Here is a 20,887-nt window from a genome sequence, read left to right as displayed (position 1 = left end):
CAGAAGGGCATCACGGAGGTGGCACAGTGACGATTCCCACCTCCAGCATCGAGCAGGTCATCCCGGAACAGGGCGCGATGGCGCAGCCGGAGACCGGCAAGCCGACCAAGGCCAAACGGCAGCGCTTCCGGTTCATCGCCAACAAGAAGGCGGCCACCGGCCTGGTCATCCTCGGCATCTACCTGCTCTTCGCGGTCATCGGCCCGTGGATCGCGCCGTACGACCCGGGTGCCCGCGGCAACGACCTGGTGCAGCCGCCCTCCTCCGAGCACTGGATGGGCACCACCCACCTGGGCCAGGACGTGTTCAGCCAGCTGCTGGCCGGCACCCGCAGCGTCATCTTCGTCGGCTTCTTCGCCGGCATCGTGGCCACCGTGCTCTCGGTCATCATCGGCGTGACGGCCGGCTACGTCGGCGGCAAGACCGACGAGGTCCTCTCCGCGCTCTCCAACGTCTTCCTGGTGATCCCCGCACTGCCGCTGATCATCATCATCACGTCCACTCTGGAGAGCGCCGAGGACTGGCTCATCGCCCTGGTCATCGGCCTCACCTCGTGGTCGTGGAACGCCCGAGTGCTGCGCGCGCAGACCCTGTCGCTGCGCCGGCGCGACTTCGTCGAGGCGGCCCGGGCCAGCGGTGAGCGCACCTGGCGGGTGATCGGCTTCGAGCTGCTGCCGAACCTGACCGCGGTGATCGCCTCCGGGTTCGTCGGCACGGTCATCTTCGCGGTGCTCTCCGAGATCACCCTGGCCTTCATCGGCGTCACCTCGGCCAACACCTGGAACTGGGGCACCATCCTGTTCTGGGCGCAGGGCCAGCAGGCGCTCGCCCAGAACGCCTGGTGGTGGTTCGTGCCCGCCGGTCTGGCCATCGCGATCCTCGGCACCGCGCTCTCCCTGATCAACTTCGGGATCGACGAGTTCGTCAGCCCGCGCCTGCGCAGCGCCGGCAAGACCAAGGTGAAGACGACCACCGGGCAGACCGTCCGGATGCGCATCGGCTTCACCCCGGTGCTCAGCAACTCGCCCGAACCGCACACCCACGCCCGGCCGACACCGGTGTTGAAACAGGAGGTCGCGCAATGAGCGAGCTTGCGAACGAATCATTCGGCTCAGTTCCGGACTCATGTCGGCGCCGGAGCGCAGCGGAGGTGACGGCATGAGCGAGCTTGCGAGCGAATCATTCGGCTCAGGTCCGGACTCATGTCGGCGCCGGAGCGCAGCGGAGGTGACGGCATGAGCGAGCCAGTGATCGAGATCCGCAACCTGAACGTCGGCTACGGGCTGGGCGACCAAGGGGTACGCGCGGTCCGCGACGTCAACCTGACCCTGCACCGCGGCGAGGTGCTGGGCCTGGCCGGCGAGAGCGGCTCCGGCAAGTCCACCCTGGCGTACGGGATGACCCGCCTCCTCCCCCCGCCCGGGGTGATCACCGGCGGACAGGTCATCTACCACCCTCCGTCCGGGGAGCCGTACGACGTCCTGGGCCTGACCGACCGACAGCTCCGGCAGTTCCGGTGGAACGAGACGGCGATCGTGTTCCAGGGCGCGATGAACTCGCTGAACCCGGTGCACAAGATCTCCACCCAGCTGACCGACGTGCTCAAGGCGCACGACCCGAAGATGAGCGAGCACAGCCGCAACGCCCGCGCCCGGGAGATGCTGAAACTGGTCGGGATCGCGCCGGACCGGATGGACGCCTACCCGCACCAGCTCTCCGGCGGCATGCGGCAGCGCGTGATGATCGGCATGGCGCTGATCCTGCAACCGCAGGTGGTCATCATGGACGAGCCGACCACCGCGCTCGACGTGGTGATGCAGCGGCAGATCCTGGGCCAGCTCATCGAGTTGCGGGAGCGGCTCGGCTTCTCGGTCATCTTCATCACGCACGACCTGTCGCTGCTGGTCGAGTTCTCGAACCGGATCGCGATCATGTACGGCGGCCGGATCGTCGAGGAGGCGCCGGCGTCGTCGATCTACCGGGACGCGCTGCACCCGTACTCGGCGGGTCTGCTCGGATCGTTCCCGGCGCTGCGCGGACCGCGCCGCGAGCTGACCGGCATCCCCGGCTCCCCGCCGGACCTGAAGGGCATGCCGAGCGGCTGCTCGTTCCACCCGCGCTGCCCCAAGGCGTTCGACCCGTGCGCCGGCAACATCCCGGTGCTCGGCCACCCGGACGCCGCGGACGGTGCGACGCGAACCGTGGCGTGCTGGCTGCACCCGACCGCGCAACCGGTCGGCTGATTTCCTAGGCCGAGGGCCGGTCCCCTGCCGTCGGGACCGGCCCTCACTATGTTCGGGAGAGTTCGTTGTCATTCACATGGGGCGTGGCCACCTCGGCGTACCAGATCGAGGGCGCGGCCGCGGAGGACGGGCGGACACCGTCCATCTGGGACACGTTCAGCCGCGACGTGGTCGGCGAGACCGGTGACGTCGCCTGCGACCACTATCACCGGATGCCCGACGACGTTCAGCTGATCAAGAGTCTGGGCGTGAACGCGTACCGGTTCTCGGTGTCCTGGACCCGGGTGCAGCCGGGTGGCCGCGGCCCGGCCAACCGGGCCGGCCTGGACTTCTACGACCGGCTCGTCGACGAGCTGCTGGCCGCCGGGATCGACCCGTGGGTGACGCTCTACCACTGGGACCTGCCGCAGGAGCTGGAGGACGCCGGCGGCTGGCCGCACCGGGACACCGCGTACCGGTTCGCTGACTTCTCCGCGCTGGTCATCGACCGGTTGCAGGACCGGGTGCGCAACTGGGGCACGGTGAACGAGCCGTGGTGCGTGGCCTACCTCGGCTACGAGCACGGCGTGCACGCCCCGGGCCGGCGCGACTTCGGGGCCGCCGTCGCCGCCACCCACCACCTGCTGCTCGGCCACGGCCTGGTGGCCCGGCAGCTGCGGTCGCCGTCGAACACGGTGGGCATCGCGCTCAACATCGGCACGGCCACGCCCGCCTCGGACGATCCGATCGACGTGGCGGCGGCCTGGCGCGCGGACGGCAACGTCGCGCGGATCTTCCTGGACCCGCTGCGGCACGGCCGCTATCCCGCGGACGTGGTCGAGGACCTCGCCGCCCGCGGCCACGCGCTGCCGGTACGCGACGGCGACATGGAGATCATCTCTACGCCGATCGACCTGCTCGGCGTGAACTTCTACTTCGGACAGGACTTCGCCGGCACCGACCTCGACGGCAACACCGTCGACGCGCTCGGCCGGCCGGTGATCCGGGAGATCAAGCCGGACGCGCCGGTCACCGACCTGGGCTGGCCGATCACCCCGGACCGGTTCACCACGCTGCTGCTGCGGCTGCACCGCGACTACGGGTATCCGCTCGTGGTCACCGAGAACGGCGCGGTCTTCGAGGACCACCCGGATCCGACCGGCTTCGTCGCCGACGAGCAGCGGACCGCGTACCTCAAGGAGCACATCGACGCAGCCTTCGCCGCCCGCGCCCAGGGCGCGGACGTGCGCGGCTATTTCGCCTGGTCCCTCATGGACAACTTCGAGTGGGCCGAGGGCTACGCGAAACGGTTCGGCCTGGTGCGCGTCGACTACGAGACCCAGACGCGTACGCCCAAACAGAGCGCGCTGTGGTTCCGGGATCGCATACTCTCCACCCCGTGACGGACTACCTCGAGGTGAACCGGGCCAACTGGGACGAGCGGGCAGCCGCGCACGCGGCGTCGCCCGGCTATCCCGTGCGGGAACTGATCGCCGACCCGGCGCACCTCAGTTCCGTGGTCCGGTTCGACCTGCCGCGGCTCGGTGACATCGCCGGGCTGCGCGGGGTTCACCTGCAGTGCCACATCGGCACCGACACGATCTCGCTGTCCCGGCTCGGCGCCACGATGACCGGCCTGGACTTCTCCGGCGCCTCGCTGGAGCAGGCTCGCGACATCGCGGCCCGGGCCGGCGCCGACATCCCGTTCGTGCAGAGCGACGTCTACGCGGCGCGCGACGTCCTGGACGGCGAGTTCGACCTGGTCTACACCGGGATCGGGGCGCTCGGCTGGCTGCCGGACATCAAGCGGTGGGCACGGACCGTGGCGTCACTGCTGGCACCGGGCGGACGGCTGTTCATCCGCGAGGGGCACCCGATGCTGTGGACGCTCGACAACGACCTGACCCTGTCCGAGCCGTACTTCGAACAGCCCCAGCCGCAGATCTACGACGAGGCCGGCACCTATGTGCCGACCGAGCACGAGTTCCAGCACAACGTCACGCACGAGTGGAACCACGGGCTCGGCGAGATCGTCACCGCGGTGCTGGAGGCCGGGCTCGTCCTGACCGGTCTGGAGGAGCATCAGTCGGTGCCGTGGGACGCGCTGCCGGGCCGGATGCGGCCGATCGAGGGCGGTGAGTACCAGCTGATCGACAGGCCGGAACGGCTGCCGCACACCTACACCCTCCAGGCGCGCGCTGTTTAGAGATCAGCCGCTGCGGGGTATCTGCCGCGCATCCCCCGGCAGAGGAGGTCCCCGATGCGTATCGGTGCCGTCATAGTCGTCATCTGGCTCGTACTCGGCGTCGTCGCCGCTTTCGAACGCGGTTACTTCAAGGACGACGGCGACGCGAGCTGCGCCGAGGCCGGCACGGTCATCGTCACCACGATCGCCGGCCCGCTCAACTGGCTGGGCGTCAACCCGAAGATCACCTGCGACGTCCCCGAACCCAGCAAGTAACTCAGCGCAGGAACGCCCGCTCGTCGACGTGCCAGGTGGGCGTGCCGAAGAAGAGCTCCGGGTGCACCGGGCCGACCGCGATGTTCAGGGTGTCCTGACGGTAACCGGACCGTCCACCCTGGACCAGCGGCCAGGTCACCCGGAAGTTAACCTGCCAGCGCAGCCACTGACCCTGCTCGAGCCAGACGCCTGACGGGCGGCGGTCCCGGGAGGGGGCTCCGCGGGCGGGCAGCAGCTCCACCCGTACCCTCTCGTCGGCCCGGACCAGGCGCAGACCGCAACGGGCCAGGCTCGGCTCGCGCTCCGCCGGGTCGCTGCCCAGCGACTCCACCGGCTCGAAACCGTTACGCTCCGCCATCAACACCTCGTGGACGACGCCGGCCCGCAGGGCCGGCAGGCGGAAACCGACCGGCGCCGCGTTGCGGCGTGCCGCGGCCTTGCCGCCTCGGGAGAGCCTGGTCCACTCGGTGCTCACCCACTGCGCCACGACGTCCACCGCTCCCCCTTCCCGCCGGCGCCATCTTCCCTGTTCCAGCGCGCGAGAGCACGGATTATTCACCTGCTGGACACCTTCGCGGCAACGGCGCGCCGAAACAGTTCCGGGACTTGAGCTGGAGCGCGCTCCAGGTCCTACGGTCGATGACGAAGCGACCGGAACTGGGGGAGGACGACCATGGAAACGCGGAACTTCGGACGGCTCGGCCGGATCAGCGCGCTGACTCTCGGTGGTGGTGGCATCGGCGGCGTGTGGGGCAGCACCGACCGCGCCGAGGCGGTGGCGACCGTCCACGCGGCACTCGACGCGGGCATCACCATGCTGGACCTGGCGCCCAGCTACGGATCCGACTTCGAGTCGGAGCGGGCGGCCGGTGCGGCGCTGCGCGACCGGCCCGGCTCGGACGTGATGATCACGTCGAAGGTGCAGCTGCCGGACGGGAGGTTCGGCGACGTGCCCGGGCAGATCCGTGCCAGCCTGCGCAACAGCCTCGACCTGCTCGGCCGTGAGCACCTCGACCTGTACCTGCTGCACACCCAGCTGCGGCCGCGCGACGGTTCGCCGGCGCCGGACGACATCATCAGCTGGGAGGTCTACCGCGACGAGGTGATCGGCGAGTTCGTGCGGCTGCGGGACGAGGGGCTGATCCGGGCCTGGGGGATCACCGCGGTCGGGCACCCCTCGCCGGTGACGGAGGCGCTGCGGGAGACGCCGCGGCCGGACGCCGCCCAGGTGGTGGTCAACGCGCTGGACCTCAACGGCGACATGTGGGTCTACGGCGACCGGGCCCGGCCGGACAACGACGAGATCCTCCGGGTGGCGAACGCGCACGAGGTCCCGGTGATCGGCATCCGAGCGGTCGCGGCCGGGTCGCTGACCGATGCCCTGGACCGCGCGCTGGACCCGCGCCATCCGGCGGCTGCGGACTTCGTCCGCGCCGAGCCGTTCCGCAAGCTGGCCGCGGAGTTCGGCGAGAGCGCGGCATCGCTGGCCCATCGGTACGCGCTGAGCGTCCCGGGGGTGGCGACGGTCGTGCTCGGCGTCAAGAACCGTGCCGAGCTCGCCGAATGCGTGGCGGCCGAGGCGCGGGGCCCGTTGACTGCTGACGAGCTGCGCGCTGTGGCCGCCCTCCGCTGACACCCCCGGCTGTCACCCAGCGCTGCCTCCGGGCGCCGCAGACGACACTGGCCGTCAGCCGAGTCCCACGGCTGACCGCCAGCGCTGCCTCCGCAGGCCAGAGACGACACTGGCCGCCAGCCGCGGACACAGGCTGACCGCCAGCGCTGCCCCCGCAGGCCGGAGACGACGCTGGGCGTCAGCCGCGGACACCGGCTGACCGCCAGCGCTGCCCCCGCAGGCCAGAAACGACGCTGGGCGTCAGCCGCGGACACCGGCTGACCGCCAGCGCTGCCCCCGCAGGCCGGAGACGACGCTGGGCGTCAGCCGCGGACTTCGGCTGACGGCCGGGGCTGCCTCCGCGGGCGGGGGACGGCGCTGGGGGTCAGCTCACCCAGGGTGGGGTAATGGTGGTGCCGTCGGGCAGGGTGGCCTCGAAGCCCGCGCTGGTGGTCACCCACGCCTCGGCCGGCACCGGCCCGTCGTTGTCGACGCGGAACTCGGCGCCGGCCGGGATCACCAGCACGTCGCACGGCTCGACGACGCTTGCGGCACCGTCCAGAGTGACCGCCAGCCGGCCGGCGAACAGGATCAGCACCTCGTCGCGGGCCACCCGGTGCGGCACGCCGGTCGTGCCGGCGGCGACCTCGATCCGCCAGGTGCACAGCTGTTTGCTGCCGGTGGACGGCGAGGCGTAGGCGTGAAAGACCGTCCCGTGCAACCGGTGCTGCACGGCGTCGGCACTGCGATAGATCGGCATCGCCCCTCCAAAATTCGTCAAGCTGCTTGACCAAATAGTCAAGCAGCTTGACCGATGTGTCAAACTCTTTCCGTGCGCGACGATCTTCAAGACCTTCCGGTGCTCCTGCTGAGCGCGGCACGCGCGCTGGTCGACGGCATAGACGCCGGGGTACGGGCCCGCGGCTTCACCGATCTACGGCCGGCCCATGGGTTCGCGTTCGTCCGCCTCTCCGGCACGGGTGCCACCATCAGCGAACTGGCCGAGCATCTGGAGATCACCAAGCAGGCCGCCAGCCAGATGGCCGAGGAACTCGTGCGCAAGGGCTACGTGGAGCGACTGCCCCACCCGGCCGATGCCCGTGCGCGCCTGCTGGTCCTGACGGCCCGGGGCATCGCCTGCACCCGAGCGGCCGACGAGGCCGCCGACGAGACCCTGCGGCCGTGGGCGCAGACCCTCTCCCCCGCCCAGGTGGCAGCGCTCCGCACGGCGCTGTCCCGCCTCGCCACCCCCGGCCGCATCCGACCCACCTGGTAGCCCACCGGCGGCACCCGACGTCCGGCGTACCGAAAGGGAAGGCCGCAACGAAAGGAAGGCCGCGGTGAAAAGGAGGGCCGCGGCGATGAGGAGGCCGCAGCGAAAAAGTAGAGCCGCAGCGGGAGAGGCCCGCGGCGATGAGAAGGCCGCAGCGAAAATGGAGGGCCGCCGCGGTGAGGAGGCCGCATCGAAGATGCGGGATGACGGCGGTAATGCCGGGCCCGCGGCCGGACACCTTCCTGATCGGAGCCGTCTACGACAGGAGGGCGATGTGGCGGGCAGTTCGCCGCAGGAGGAAGAGTTCAATCGGCTGTGGCGTGAGCACGCGGCCGCGGTGCTGCGGTACGCCCGGCGCCGGGTGACCGAGGAGCAGGCCGACGAGGTGGTCGCCGAGACGTTCGTGGTCGCCTGGCGACGGCAGGTGGAGGTTCCGGCGGCGGCACTGCCGTGGCTGCTCGGCGTGGCCCGGCGGGTCAGCGCCAACCTGCGCCGATCGGATCGGCGCCGGGACGCGCTGCACGAGCGGCTAGTTGAGGGGACCCGCCCGCAGGATCTGGTCGCTCCGGCCGCCGGCGAGAGCGGCGGGGTGACCCGGGCGCTGGACCGGCTGCCGGGGCGAGCCGGCGGGTGGGCGTACGCCGGCGTGGCCGCGGACGGGCTGGTCCGGGGCCGGGTGTCGGTGGTCGGGCCGGCTCGCGGCATCGCCACCGACCCGGGCATCAGCCCGGATCCGGGCACCGTCGACGGCCGCACGGCGCAGCTGTTCACCGGGCTGCAGCCGAACACGTACTCGTGGCTGTGGTCCGACGACGACGGCCGGCAGTGCTACGCCACGGTGACCGGATACCCCCTGGACCGGGCGCGCGCGGCGATGGCGGCGGTCGGCACCGACGGCGACGAGGTCACCTGGCGCGCCGGGGCCGCGCCCGGCCTGCGGGTGCTGCACCGGCGAACCGGCGCGCCCTACCCGCAGGTGACCAGGTCGGAGAGCTGGCTGCTCCTGCTCACCGACGGCGAGCGGGACCGGAACATCGCGGTCGACACCGGCCGGAGCCGGCCGCTGGACTCCGGGCCGCCGTCGGCATGCGGATCGAGTCGCAGGCCGGGCGGACGCTGCTGCTCAGCGGCGTCGGCGAGCCGTGGCCGGAGGATCAGGACCGGCTCCACTACGAACCGCTGCCGGGGGCGTAGGCGCAGACCGACACCTTCGGGGATGACGACGAGGTGCGCGAACTCCTCGCCGGCCTGCGCCAGATCCCCGCGGACGATCCGCGCCTCGACCGCTACGCCGAATAGCCACTGAGAGACTCGACCGCCGCCTGCTCGGCGGTGAGGGCCGCCTCGACCCGGTCCGCGAGATCACGCAGCAACCCCCCCGGGTCGCCGGGCCCGGTCAACTCGGCCGGGCTCGGCGCGGGCGGCACCGGCGCGCCGGTGAGCTGGGCGAAGAGCCGCCGCTCCAGGATCTCGCCGGCCGGGCGGCAGTTGTCCAGTGCCGTCGCGGCGACCGCGGACCAGTGCTCACCGGCGGCGCGGAAGAGATCGGCGGCCCGGCCGATCCCCGGCTCGGCCAGCACTCCGGCGGCCTCGTCGAGGAAGGCGGCGTAGAGCGGGCGGGTGCCGGCCGGCGCCGTGTACCGCAACTCCAGGCACTCGTAGAGGCGCAGCAGCGCGAAGGCGAGCGCGCCCGGCTCGGCGAACCGGCGTGCCCAGCCGCGTTTCGTCCGCTCGTCCCGCAGGTCGGCGAGCAGCCGCGCCATCCCGGAGAAACCCATGTTCGCGTCGAAGGCGTTGCCGAGCACCGGGCCGGTCAGGTGCGCCACGGTGGTGCCGATCGCGGAGCGCATCGCGGCCGGAAGGTCGACCGGGCCGGCCGGCGGGGACAGCACCAGCCGCTCGTGCCGGCCCTTGCGGTGCGCCGACCAGGCCGCGGCGAAGACGTCGGCCGCGACCACGTGCGGGGCGCCGGCCAGGTCCTCGACCAGGTATTCGTCGCCGTCACGGCCGGCCACCACCACCCGGTACGGGTCGGAGTCGAGCGCGCCGGCCGGCTGGTGCCAGGGCAGGCCGCCGCGGCCCACCGTGCAGAGCACCGGGCGGCCCGCCCCGATCAGGGCGTCGAGATCCCGGCGGGCGGGCGCGGCCGCGGTGTTGTGCCGGATCTCGTAGCCGATGCCGAGCCGGTCCAGCGCCGCCGGGGCCCACGGCTCGGGGTGGTGCTGGGCGACGATCGTGAGGATCGGCGGCAGCCCGGTGTAGGCGAAAACGGCGTACAGGAAACCGACGCCGCCGGCGAGCCCGCACAGGGTCGTCTCCGAGTAGCGCGAGCCGGCCTGCCGGAGCAGATGCGCCAGCAGCGTGCTCTCGTGGTGGTCACCGCCGCCGAACGTGTCGTAGCCCGGCACCAGGCCGGGCCGGGCCGCCCTGGCGAGCACGGTGCGGCGCGCGGTCGTGTAGGACTCCCCGGTCCGCGCGGCGCGCTCACGGACGAGTCGCTTGAGGTCGCGATGGGTGGTCATGGTCGTCTGCCCTGCCGGCGGTCGTCACCGCGCGCCCGCCCACACCGGCGACGCGGCCACCGCCTGGATCGGGAACGCCCGGCATGACCAGTGCCCCGCGACGGCATGGAGACCACCTTCGCCCCGCGACGCCGGCGGGTGTGGGCCGCCGGTCAGGGGTAGGGCGAACGGGACCGCCCGCCCAGCATCCTAACCACTGCGGCCCGGTCAGTCCCGCTCGATCAGGTGACCGATCAGCTGCGGGCCCATGATGACCGCGTTGCCCGAGCCGTCCCGGCGGGCGTCCGGTTCCGGCAGCTCGACCGGGTCGCCGGTGTTGCTGGCGCCGACCGGGCGCGGGCCCACCCAGGCGACCGTGAGCCGCGTCTCGCCCTTGAGGAACCGCTGCACCCGCACACCGCCGGTGGCCCGCCCCTTCGCCGGGTACGACGCGAACGGCGACACCTTGACCTGCGTGCCGGTCGACGTGACGACCATCGGCTCACCGTGCACCGGGTCGGACGTGGAGACCGCGTTGAACGAGATCACCTCGGCCCCGGCAGCGAGGTTGACGCCGGCCATGCCACCGCCCTTGAGGCCCTGCGGGCGGACCAGCTTGGCCGGGAAGCGCAGCAGCGACGCGTCGGAGGTGACGAAGACCAGCGACTCGGCGCCGTCGGTGAGCCAGGTCGCCTGCAGGACCTCGTCACCCTCTTTCAGGGTGATCACCTCGAACTCGTCGGAGCGGACCGGCCACTCCGGCGCGCACACCTTCACCACGCCGAACTTGGTGCCGAGCGCGATGCCCGGGGACCCGTCGCCGTTGAGCGGGGCGAGCCCGACGACCTTCTCGCCCTTCTCCAGCGGCACCAGCTCGGAGGCGGACATGCCGCCGCGCAGCGAGACCGTGCCGGACTGCTCGGGCAGCACCGGCAGCGGCAGGACGTCGGTCTTGAACGCCCGGCCCCGGTTGGTGACCAGCAGGATCCGCCCGCGGGCCGTGGAGTGGATGACCGCGCGGACCGCGTCGTGCTTGACCCGGCCGCTGCGCCGGCGCGCCTCGGTCGACTCCTCGCTCTCGGCGGCGGTCCGGGCGATCAGCCCGGTCGCGGAGAGGATCACCTGGCACGGGTCGTCGGCCACCTCGAGCGGACCGGCCGGCACCGAGGCGGCCAGCACCTCCTTGAGGTCGCCGTCGATCAGCGTGGTGTGCCGGGGCCGGCCGAACTCGGCGGCCACCTCGGCCAGCTCGTCGGAGACCACCTGCTTGAGCACGTCCTCGTTCTGCAGGATGCGGTCCAGCTCGGCGATCTCGTTGCGCAGCCGCTCCTGCTCGGTCTCCAGCTCGATCCGGTCGAAGCGGGTGAGCCGGCGCAGCGGGGTGTCCAGGATGTAGGTCGCCTGGATGTCGGAGAGCCCGAACTCGCTCATCAGGCCGGCCTTGGCGGACGCGGCGTCGTCGCTGGCCCGGATCAGCGCGACCACCCGGTCGATGTCGATCAGGGCGATCAGCAGGCCGTCGACCAGGTGCAGCCGGTCGGCCCGCTTGTTGCGCCGGTACGTCGTCCGCCGGGTGACCACCTCGTAGCGGTGCTGGACGAAGACCTCCAGCAGCGCCTTGAGCCCGAGGGTGCGCGGCTGCCCGTCGACCAGCACCAGGTTGTTGATGCCGAACGAGCTCTCCAGCGGGGTGAGCCGGTAGAGGTCGGCGAGCAGCGCCTGCGGGTTAACGCCGACCTTGCACTCGATGACGAGACGGGTGCCGTGCTCGCGGTCGGTGAGGTCCTTGACGTCGGCGATGCCCTGCAGGCGGGCCGCCTGACGCTGGCCGCGCCGCGGACCCGAGGTGATCATCTTGCCCTTCACCTCGTCGGTGATCGCCTCGATGATCTTCTCGGTGCCGACGCCGTACGGCAGCTCGGTGACGGTGATCGCCTGCCGGCCGCGCCCGCCCTCGAGCAGACCGGTCTGGGCCCGGGCCCGCATGCGCACCACGCCACGACCGGTCTCATACGCCCGGCGCACCTCGTCGAGGCCGAGCAGCTGGCCGCCGGTGGGCAGGTCGGGGCCGGGCACGAACCGCATCAGCTCGTCGAGGTCGGCCTCCGGGTTGGTGATCAGGTGCCGGGCGGCCGCGACCACCTCGCCGAGGTTGTGCGGGATCATGTTGGTCGCCATCCCGACCGCGATCCCGGACGTGCCGTTGACCAGCAGGTTCGGGAAGGCCGCCGGCAGCACCTTGGGCTCCAGGTCGGAGCCGTCGTAGGTGGGCTTGAAGTCGACGGTGCCCTCACCCAGCTCACCGACCAGCAGCATCGCCTCGCGCGACATGCGGGCCTCGGTGTATCGAGCGGCGGCCGGGCCGTCGTCGGGCGAGCCGAAGTTGCCGTGCCCGTCGATGAGCGGGGTGTTCAGCGAGAAGTCCTGGGCGAGCCGGACCAGGGCGTCGTAGATCGCGACGTCGCCGTGCGGGTGGTACTTACCCATCACGTCGCCGACCACCCGGGCGGACTTCACATAGGCCCGGTCGGGGCGGTGACCCTGCTCCGACATCGACCAGAGGATCCGCCGGTGCACCGGCTTCAGACCGTCCCGCGCGTCCGGCAGCGCCCGGGAGTGGATCACGGAGTACGCGTACTCCAGGTACGAGTCCTCGACCTCGGTGGTGAGCGGGTTGTCGATGACCCGGGCCCCGGCCTGGTCGAAGGCGGACAGGTCGACGCGGCGGCTCTCGTTCTTGCGGCGTGCCATTGGTAGTGAACCTCTCAGGCGTCGATCGTCTCTTGGTCGATCCGGCCGGCGGCCTCGATCAACCAGTTCTTCCGGGGCTCGACCCGCTCACCCATCAGCAGCTCGAGCGTCGCCTCGGCGCGCTCAGCGTCCTCGATGGTGATCCGCCGGACGGTGCGGGCGGCCGGGTTCATCGTGGTCTCCCACAGCTCGTCGGCGTCCATCTCGCCGAGACCCTTGAACCGGGGCACCGGTTTCTGCACCTGGCGGCCGTCGCGCTCGATGCGGGCGACGGTGCTCTCCATCTCCTGCTGGGTGTAGGTGAAGATGGTCTCCGAGTTGCGGCCCTTGGTGACCACCTTGTGCAGCGGCGGCATGGCGGCGAAGAGCCGGCCGTGCTCGATGACCGGCCGCATGTACTTGGCGAAGAGCGTGATCAGCAGGGTCCGGATGTGCGAGCCGTCGACGTCGGCGTCCGCCATGATCATGACCCGGCCGTAGCGCATGTTGCCGATCTCGAAGGTGCGCCCGGAGCCGGCGCCCAGCACCTGCACGATCGCCGAGCACTCGGCGTTGTCCAGGACCTGCTGGAGGCTGGCTTTCTGCACGTTGAGGATCTTGCCGCGGATCGGCAGCAGCGCCTGGTACTCCGAGGAGCGGGCCATCCGGGCGGTGCCGAGGGCCGAGTCGCCCTCCACGATGAACAGCTCGGAGCGGTCGATGCCGATCGCCCGGCAGTCGACCAGCTTGGCCGGCATCGACGCGCCCTCCAGGGCGGTCTTGCGGCGGGCCGCGTCCTTCTGCTGTTTCTGGGTGAGCCGGACGCGGGCGGCGTCCACCACCTTCTGCAGGACGGTGCGGGCCTCGGCCTTGGTGCGCCGGCCGTCGATCCACTCCTTCAGGTAGGACTCGACGAGGCCCTGCATCACCCGGGTGATGCCGGCGGTGGACAGCTCGTCCTTGGTCTGCGAGGTGAACTGCGGCTCCGGCACCCGCACGTGGATGACCGCGGTCATGCCCTCCAGGAAGTCGTCCAGGACGGGCGGCTCCTCCTTGGGCTTGAGCAGGCCACGGGCGTTGCGGACGGCCTCGGTGAGCGCGCGCACCAGGGCCCGCTCGAAGCCCTTGCGATGGGTGCCGCCGTGCACGTTGCGGATCGTGTTGGTGAAGCACTCGACGGTGCGCTCGTAACCGGTGCCCCAGCGGAACGCGACCTCGATCTGGGCGTGGCGCACCACGTTGGACTGCATGACGCCGTTGGCGTCGGCGGCGTTCTCCTTGTAGGTCCCCTCGCCGGTGACGACCAGGACGCCGGAGACCGGCTTGTCACCCGACGGGGTGAGGAACTCCACCATGTCGGTGAGCCCGTTGGGGTAGTGGAAGGCCTCGGTGGCCGGCTCCTCGGCTCCGGCGTCGAAGAGCGTGTACTGAACGCCGGGGACCAGGAACGCGGTGTTGCGCAGCTTGGTCCGCACGGCGTCGACGTCGAGCCGGGCGCCGGTCTCGAAATAGCGGGCGTCGTACCAGTACCGGATCGAGGTGCCGGAGGGCTCGCCCCGCTTCATCCGGCGGACCACCCGCAGGCCGGGCTCGCGGGTGAACGACGCGTCCGGCCCGGGGCCGTCGAAGACGCCGGGCACGCCGCGCTGGAAGGAGATCTCGTGCACCTTGCCGTCACGCTTGACGGTGACGTCGAAGCGCAGGGAGAGCGCGTTGACCGCGGAGGCGCCGACGCCGTGCAGGCCGCCGGACGTCTTGTAGCCCGAGCCGCCGAACTTGCCGCCGGCGTGCAGGCGGGTGAGCACCAGCTCGACGCCGCTGAGGCCGGACTTGGCGTGCACATCGGTCGGGATGCCCCGGCCGTCGTCGTCGACCTGCACCGAGCCGTCGGCGTGCAGGATCACCGCGATCTTGGTCGCGTGCCCGCCGACGCCCTCGTCGGTGCAGTTGTCGATGATCTCGTTGGCCAGGTGGTTGATGCCCCGGCTGTCGGTCGACCCGATGTACATGCCTGGGCGTTTCCGGACAGCGTCCAGCCCTTCCAGGTGCGTGAGGTCGTCAGCCCCGTACAAGGTCTCTGGCTGTGCGGTCACGAGGCGGCACTCCCGATCGGCCATGGGTGGTCAAGACGGCGCGAGCCTACCCGGCGCCTACGACACTTCTGCCCCAGGCGAGCCAGGTCTAGACCACCCTGTAGCCGAAAACGGGATAAAGCGTACGATATCGGGGCGCTACGCCACTGCGGCCAGCGGTGCCGCCTGAGGCTGCAGGGCCCGCCACAGGTCCAGCGGGTAAGACTTGCCCGGCACCGAGACCGGCGGTAACTCCTGGTAGGCGATCAGTTCGTCGGTGACCTCCCGGGTCGCCGAGCAGACCACCACCGTGTCGTGCGGCGCGTACGCCTGCAACCGGGCCGCGGTGCTCACCACGCTGCCGCTGATCATCCCGTAACCGCCGTCGAACGCCGCCAACGTGTCGACGATCACCTCTCCGGTGGCGAGTCCCACCCGGGTCCGGATCGGGAACCTGCCGGCCAGGAGACGCCCCCTCAACGCCTCCTGGACCGACAGGCCCGCCTGCACCGCCGCGGCGGCCGCTTCCGGACCGAAGTCGTCCGCGCCGGCGCCGAACACCGCCATCACCGCGTCCCCGACGTACTTCTCCACGATCCCGCCGCAGTCGCGGACCACACCGGACACCGTCGAGAAGTAGTCCCGTTGCAGCGCACGCACCTCCGCGCAGTCCAGCCGGTCCACCAGAGCGGTGAAGCCGACGATGTCGATGAACAGCACGGTCACGTTCTGGCGCCGCTCCTGATCGGCCATGGTGATGGTGGTCATGTCTCACGCTCCCCCAGATCACTGCGTTGACCGGGAGTACGGTGCCAGCCCGGGACAACGTACGGATCCGCAGAACGACGTATCTCTGACAGCATCGGTGCCCGTCATTTTTGTGACGCAGAACAGTCCGAACCGACGACAACGTGGTAGGCCGATTCGCATTAGGCTGCCGTTCATGGCCAGCCAGGGGGACGAGGGGCCGCTTGTCGGGCGCACCGGCACGCTGGCCGACATCCAGTCCAACCTGCGCGACGTCGGTCCCGGTGGGACAGCCGCGGTCTTCGTGACCGGGGAGAGCGGTGTCGGCAAGAGCCGGTTGCTGCGCGAAACCGCCGACGCCTTGCGCGGGTCGGGCTTCGCCGTGCTGTTCGGCACCTGTTTGGACATCGGCGACGCCTCACCGCTGCACCCGGTGCTGCAGGCGCTGCGCCGGCACGATCCGAGCCTGGCGGCGCCCGGCACCGGGACCGCCGACGACGCCGGCGCCCTGCTCGACCGGGTCTCGCGCGACCTGCGGGCGATCGCCGGTGACCAGCGGCTGCTGCTGGTCCTCGACGACCTGCAGTGGGCCGACCGCAGCACCCGCCAGCTGCTGCTCTACCTGCTCGCCGGCCTCGGTGACGTGCGGGTCTCGGTGCTCGCCGCGATCCGGGCCGAGGCGCTGCACGGCACCCACCCGCTGCGCCGCGTCCTGGCCGAGCTGCGCCGGCTGCGCTCGGTGCGGGTGGTCGACCTGGCCCCGCTCAACCAGGAGCACACCCGCGAGCTGGTCTCCTCGATCGCCGGGGCGAGCGTGGCGACCGAGGACGCCGACCGGGTCTACAAGCGCAGCGGCGGCAACCCGTTCGTCGCCGAGGAGCTGGCCCGTGACCTGCGCGACGGCCGGGTGGAGCTGTCCGACACGCTGCGCGAGATCTTCCTGTCCCGGGTGGACGAGCTGCCGGCCAACGCGCACGCCGTGGTGCACGCGCTGGCCGCCGGGGTGGAGCCGGTGGACCACGCGGTGCTCTCGCGGGTCGTGCCACTGCCCGAGGACCAGCTGATCGAGGCGATCCGGGCCGCGGTCGCGCACCGGTTCGTGGCCAGCGACGGCGACGGTTACCGGCTGCGGCACCGGCTGGTGGCCGAGGTCCTGGAGCAGGAGGTGCTGCCCGCCGAGGCGGCCGCCCTGCACCGGCGTTACGCGGAGGCGCTGGAGGCGGCCGGCGGCGAACCCGACCACGCCCGCCTGGCCTTCCACTGGCAGCGGGCCGGGGTGCTCTCCCGGGCGCTGCCGCCGGTGATCGCCGCCGCCCGCGCCGCCGAGGGGCTGTACGGCTTCGCCGAGGCGCACCGCTACTGGACCATCGCGCTGCAGATCACCACCGAGGACGACAAGGAGCGCACCGAGCTGCTCGGGCACGCCGCCGAGTCGGCCCACCAGTGCGGCGAGCACCTGCTGGCGCTGGCCCGGCTGGAGGAGCTGGCCGGCCGCCCGGACGCGCCCGGCCAGTGCGACCTGCACCTGCGCCGGGCCCGTTACCTGGCCGCCGCCGGCCGCTCCGCACCCGCCGAGACGGAGTACGAGCGGGCGCTGCAGGCTGCCGACTGCTCCCCCGCGCAGCGGGCGACGGCCGCCGCCTGCCTCGCCGAGCTGCTGCTGCACCTGTGCCGGTACGCCGACGCCAACCAGCGGGCCCGCGAGGCCCTGGAGCTGGCGGCGGTGGACGGCTCCACCGCCGACCTGGTGCGGGCCAGTGCCGCCCTCGGGTTCAGCTCGGCTTTCCGGGAGGACCCGGACGCCGGCCTGGCCGTCATCCGGCACGCCGTGGAGATCGCCGAGCGCTCCGGCCACCCGGACGACCTGGGCGTGGCCTATCTGCACCTGGCCGAGCTGCTCACCGGCCCGCTGAACAGCATCGAGGAGGGCGTGCTGGTGGCCCGCCGCGGCGCGGACCGGCTGGCCAAGCTGGGCGTCGGCCGGACCTACCAGACGCGGCTGCTCGCCATCGCCGCCAACGGCCTGTTCCGGGTCGGCCAGTGGGCGGAGGCCGACGCGGTGCTGGACACCGCGATGCGGCACCGCCCGTCCGGCGCCGACGCGGTGGAGCTGCTGCTCGCGCGGTGCCGGCTGCTGGTCGGCTTCGGCGAGCTGGAGAGCGCGAGCCGTGACCTCGACGCCGCCTCGACGCTGCTGGCCGGCGGCGGCGCCAAGCACGTGCTCCCGATGCTGACCCTGCGCTCCGGCCTGGCCATGTGGAAAGGCGAGCACGCCGAGGCGCGGGCGGCGGTGCAGCGCGGGCTCACCGAGACCCGCTCCGACGACATGGTGCTGCTCGGCGTGCTGGCCTGGCACGGCCTGCGCGCCGAGGCGGAGGCGCACGCCGCCGGCAAGCCGGTCGATCCGGGTGCGCTGCGCCGGCTGAAGACGGTCCGGGACCGGCTGGCCGACGGGGTGAACAACGCCGGGGCGGCCCGCGCCGTGGTCGACGGCTACCTGGACCTGTGCGCCGCCGAGCTGAGCCGGATCGAGAACCGGCACGACCCGGAGCCGTGGGCCCGGGCGGCCGCGATCTGGGACCGGCGCCAGCAGCCGTACCCGGCGGCGTACTCGCGGCTGCGCCACGCCGAGGCGGTGCTGCACCGCAAGGCCCGGCGGGCGACCGCGATCGCCGGGCTGCGGCAGGCGTACGCGACGGCCACCGCGATGGGCGCCCGCCCGTTCGCGAACGAGATCCGCGGGGTGGCCCAGCGTTTCCGGGTCTCTCTCGCCGACGACACGCCGACCATGCCGATGGCGGCGCCGGAGCAGGTCACCGACGAGCTGGCGGCGCTGACCGGCCGCGAGCGTGAGGTGCTGGCCGCGGTGGCTGAGGGGCTGACCAATCGCGAGATCGGTGAGAAGCTCTTCATCAGCGAGCGGACGGTGGGTGTCCATTTGGGGCACATCTTCGACAAGCTCCAGGTGCGTACCCGCGTGCAAGCAAGTCGCGTCTATCTAACAGCGGCCTGACCAGGCAATCGTTATCTCCGCGTGACATACGTACAAGGAATACGTCGTTCTACCGATCCCACGGCGGACCCCCGATGGAAGGCTGTTGCGCACGGGGGAGCACCGCCCGGTGGTTCGCGCCGCCGGGCGGTGCTGGGGGCCCTCCGCATTTCTGCATCACCCGTGGAGGATCCGATGACCCAGCCCATCTGGGGCCCGGTGCAGCAGGAGATGCACGACATCCTGCAACAGCACCCCGACGACGTGCCCGCCGTGGTCGACCAGCTCGCCCAGCTGCAGGAAGTCCTGTGCCGTGTGCCGCCGCTGCTGCACAGCAACCCGCTGGCCGATTTCAACAAGCTCTACCTGACCATCACCGAGAACGTGCTGGAGCGTCTCTACGCCGGCAAGTTCAAGGACCCGGCGTTCCTGTCCCGGCTGGACGTGGAGTTCGCGGCACGCTATTTCGACGCCCTGCGCTACTGGACCGAGGCCAGCCCGGCCTGTCCCGGCGTCTGGGCCGGCCTGTTCTGCCGCGTCCCGGGCCCGGATGCCCGCCCGCTGCCGTCCGCCGTCGCGGGCGTCAACGCGCACATCAACTTCGACCTGCCGTTCGCCCTGGTCACCACCTTCGACCACCTGGGCAGCGACCCGATCGACGGCAGCGACCAGCACCACGACTACCTGCAGGTCAACGACATCTTCGCGGAGGAGATCCCGGGCCTGCGCCGGGGTTACCTGGACAGGTGGCAGCTGCTCATCGACACGATGAACGGCGACCTGGACGACTGGTGGCAGGGCGAGATGGTGGAGTACACGCGCAATGTCGCGTGGCGCAACGCGCAGAAGGTCTGGGCGATCCGGCACGACATGATCGCGCTGGACAAGGAGCGGCGCCGGCTCGACAAGACCGCCACCGGCCTCGGCAAGCTGCTGCTCTCCCCGTTCGCGGACTTCCTGCAGTGACTACTGCACCAGGATCAGCCGGGCCCGGGTGACGTCGCCGTCGCGGAGGCCGCCCACGCCGACCTGGACGCCGGTGCGCAGCACGGTCCGCTCGGCGGCCTTGCGGTCCTGCCTGATCCGCAGCGGGTCGCCGTAACTCCAGGCCTGCCGGAAGCCGTCGGTGGATTCGACGGTGATGCCCGAGTCGCTCACCGCGGTGATCTTGCCGCGCTGGACGACCAGGGTGCGCACTCCGTCCTTCGCCTGCACCGTCACCTCACCGTGCAGGGTGTTCCGGCGCATGTACTTACGCAGCGCGCCGGGGCGGTCGCGTTGCTGATCGAGGCCGGCCTCCTCCATCGCGACAAGATCGAGGTCCACGTCCTCCTCCGTCCCGGCCGCGGCCGGGACGGAGGACGCGGCCTGCGGTGCGCCACAGCCGGTCAGGGCGAGCGCGGCGGAGAGGCAGAGGGTCACAGCGATGCGGGTACGAGTCATGCACCGGATCCTGGGCGCCGCCGGCTCGAACGGTGTCAGGCGATTGTTCGGGTCCGGTAAGGAAGCTCCACCGTGAACATCGCCCCGCCCTCGGGGGCGTGCCCGGCGCTGATCCGCCCGCCGAGCCGGCTCACCAGCCGTGCCGCGAGCGCCAGGCCGAGCCCGCTGCCGACCGACCGGATGCCGCGGTAACGCCGGTTCAGCTCGCCCCGGTCGAAGGCCACCGCCAGGTCGTCGTCGGTGAAGCCGGGGCCGCCGTCCCGGACCTCGACGATCCCGCCGTCGCCGCCGCCACGGACCGCGAGGACCAGCGGCGCGCCGGCCGGGACGACGCGCAGCGCGTTCTCGCAGAGGCCGTCGAGCACCTGCCGGATCCGGCCCGGGTCGGTGTCCACGGTGACCGGCCGCTCGGCGAGCTCCAGGACGAGGCGGGGACCGTCCGGGGCGCATCGGGTGGTCCACGCCGCGCCGGCCTCGCGGACCAGCTCGACCAGGTCCACCGTGACGATGTCGAGCGGCAGGTCGGCGGCCTCCAGCCGGGCCAGCACGAGCAGGTCGGAGATCAGCCGGTCGAGACGGTTCGCCTCAGCGAGCATGGTGGCCCCGGCCCGCTGCGTACCGTCCTCGGCGATCACCCCGTCGGCGAGCGCTTCGGCGTACCCGCGGATGGTGGCCAGCGGCGTACGCAACTCGTGGGAGACCGACAACAGGAAGTCGCGCTCGCGGCCCTCGCTGGTCTAGCACTACCCGGCGCATCCGCCGCCACCACGATCTCCGCCCGGCCGTCACCGTCGACATCACCGGCCACCGCCAGCTTCACCGCGGGCTGCAGCC

General features: G+C 71.8%; 17 protein-coding genes and 1 pseudogene. 10 read left to right on the top strand and 8 right to left on the bottom strand.

The features are described 5' to 3' along the window. The first annotated feature begins 26 nt into the window (after positions 1–26). From AB0F81_RS28895 to AB0F81_RS28875, 5 genes are all read left to right on the top strand, one after another. Positions 27–1,085: an ABC transporter permease gene (locus AB0F81_RS28895; RefSeq protein WP_360202236.1), complete on the top strand. Its 1,059-nt coding sequence runs from the start codon at positions 27–29 to the stop codon at positions 1,083–1,085. Positions 1,086–1,235: 150 nt separating this feature from the next. Then, entirely contained in the window at positions 1,236–2,243 is a 1,008-nt protein-coding gene (locus AB0F81_RS28890; protein ID WP_360202234.1) for an ABC transporter ATP-binding protein, read from the top strand. A 65-nt stretch (positions 2,244–2,308) separates the two neighbouring features. Then, positions 2,309–3,625 carry a GH1 family beta-glucosidase gene (locus AB0F81_RS28885; protein ID WP_360202232.1) on the top strand — a complete coding sequence of 439 codons (1,317 nt, stop codon included), beginning with the start codon at positions 2,309–2,311 and terminating at the stop codon, positions 3,623–3,625. After that, positions 3,622–4,428: a class I SAM-dependent methyltransferase gene (locus AB0F81_RS28880; RefSeq protein WP_360202230.1), complete on the top strand. Its 807-nt coding sequence runs from the start codon at positions 3,622–3,624 to the stop codon at positions 4,426–4,428. The genes AB0F81_RS28885 and AB0F81_RS28880 overlap by 4 nt, the downstream gene beginning before the upstream one ends. 54 nt (positions 4,429–4,482) lie before the next feature. Continuing rightward, complete coding sequence (locus tag AB0F81_RS28875; protein ID WP_360202228.1) at positions 4,483–4,683, top strand: hypothetical protein; 201 nt, start codon at positions 4,483–4,485, stop codon at positions 4,681–4,683. A gap of 1 nt (position 4,684) precedes the next feature. Here AB0F81_RS28875 and AB0F81_RS28870 read toward each other — a convergent pair whose 3' ends face one another. Next, positions 4,685–5,179, bottom strand: a complete 495-nt coding sequence (locus AB0F81_RS28870; protein ID WP_360202226.1) for a hypothetical protein — start codon at positions 5,177–5,179, stop codon at positions 4,685–4,687. Between the two features lie 177 nt (positions 5,180–5,356). On the opposite strand from AB0F81_RS28870, the gene AB0F81_RS28865 reads away from it, so the two are divergent. After that, positions 5,357–6,316 carry an aldo/keto reductase gene (locus AB0F81_RS28865; RefSeq protein ID WP_360202224.1) on the top strand — a complete coding sequence of 320 codons (960 nt, stop codon included), beginning with the start codon at positions 5,357–5,359 and terminating at the stop codon, positions 6,314–6,316. 364 nt (positions 6,317–6,680) lie between these two features. Here the strand turns inward: AB0F81_RS28865 and AB0F81_RS28860 are convergent, their stop codons facing one another. Next, the gene (locus AB0F81_RS28860) at positions 6,681–7,055 is read right to left on the bottom strand and encodes a cupin domain-containing protein (RefSeq protein WP_360202222.1); all 375 of its coding nucleotides are present in this window, start codon (positions 7,053–7,055) and stop codon (positions 6,681–6,683) included. A 72-nt stretch (positions 7,056–7,127) separates the two neighbouring features. On the opposite strand from AB0F81_RS28860, the gene AB0F81_RS28855 reads away from it, so the two are divergent. Both AB0F81_RS28855 and AB0F81_RS28850 read left to right on the top strand, forming a co-directional pair. Continuing rightward, positions 7,128–7,571: a MarR family transcriptional regulator gene (locus tag AB0F81_RS28855; RefSeq protein WP_360202220.1), complete on the top strand. Its 444-nt coding sequence runs from the start codon at positions 7,128–7,130 to the stop codon at positions 7,569–7,571. Between the two features lie 271 nt (positions 7,572–7,842). Then, a complete protein-coding gene (locus AB0F81_RS28850) occupies positions 7,843–8,874 on the top strand; it encodes a sigma-70 family RNA polymerase sigma factor (RefSeq protein ID WP_360202218.1) in 1,032 nt (343 codons plus the stop codon). Here the strand turns inward: AB0F81_RS28850 and AB0F81_RS28845 are convergent. From AB0F81_RS28845 to AB0F81_RS28830, 4 genes are all read right to left on the bottom strand, one after another. After that, the gene (locus tag AB0F81_RS28845; RefSeq protein WP_360202216.1) at positions 8,855–10,090 is read right to left on the bottom strand and encodes a BtrH N-terminal domain-containing protein; all 1,236 of its coding nucleotides are present in this window, start codon (positions 10,088–10,090) and stop codon (positions 8,855–8,857) included. The two genes, AB0F81_RS28850 and AB0F81_RS28845, sit on opposite strands and share 20 nt — an antisense overlap. 207 nt (positions 10,091–10,297) lie before the next feature. Continuing rightward, entirely contained in the window at positions 10,298–12,820 is a 2,523-nt protein-coding gene (locus AB0F81_RS28840) for a DNA topoisomerase IV subunit A (protein WP_360202214.1), read from the bottom strand. A gap of 14 nt (positions 12,821–12,834) precedes the next feature. Further along, positions 12,835–14,916, bottom strand: coding sequence for a DNA topoisomerase IV subunit B (locus AB0F81_RS28835; protein WP_360202212.1), 2,082 nt, complete (start codon positions 14,914–14,916; stop codon positions 12,835–12,837). A gap of 114 nt (positions 14,917–15,030) precedes the next feature. Then, positions 15,031–15,639, bottom strand: coding sequence for an adenylate/guanylate cyclase domain-containing protein (locus AB0F81_RS28830; RefSeq protein ID WP_360202210.1), 609 nt, complete (start codon positions 15,637–15,639; stop codon positions 15,031–15,033). 175 nt (positions 15,640–15,814) lie between these two features. On the opposite strand from AB0F81_RS28830, the gene AB0F81_RS28825 reads away from it, so the two are divergent. Both AB0F81_RS28825 and AB0F81_RS28820 read left to right on the top strand, forming a co-directional pair. Next, positions 15,815–18,631, top strand: a complete 2,817-nt coding sequence (locus AB0F81_RS28825; RefSeq protein ID WP_360202208.1) for an AAA family ATPase — start codon at positions 15,815–15,817, stop codon at positions 18,629–18,631. Positions 18,632–18,805: 174 nt separating this feature from the next. Next, complete coding sequence (locus AB0F81_RS28820) at positions 18,806–19,576, top strand: DUF5995 family protein (protein ID WP_360202206.1); 771 nt, start codon at positions 18,806–18,808, stop codon at positions 19,574–19,576. Here AB0F81_RS28820 and AB0F81_RS28815 read toward each other — a convergent pair whose 3' ends face one another. Together AB0F81_RS28815 and AB0F81_RS28810 are read right to left on the bottom strand one after the other, a co-directional pair. Then, the gene (locus AB0F81_RS28815; protein ID WP_360202204.1) at positions 19,577–20,053 is read right to left on the bottom strand and encodes a hypothetical protein; all 477 of its coding nucleotides are present in this window, start codon (positions 20,051–20,053) and stop codon (positions 19,577–19,579) included. A gap of 35 nt (positions 20,054–20,088) precedes the next feature. Next, positions 20,089–20,790: pseudogene (locus AB0F81_RS28810) on the bottom strand (HAMP domain-containing sensor histidine kinase); the annotation flags it as partial. Positions 20,791–20,887: the final 97 nt, after the last annotated feature.

Source organism: Actinoplanes sp. NPDC024001, from assembly GCF_040638955.1.
In the GTDB taxonomy this organism is placed as follows: Bacteria; Actinomycetota; Actinomycetes; order Mycobacteriales; family Micromonosporaceae; genus Actinoplanes.
The sequence above is the reverse complement of the archived record's forward strand: the minus strand, read 5'-3'. Positions and strand labels throughout refer to the sequence as shown.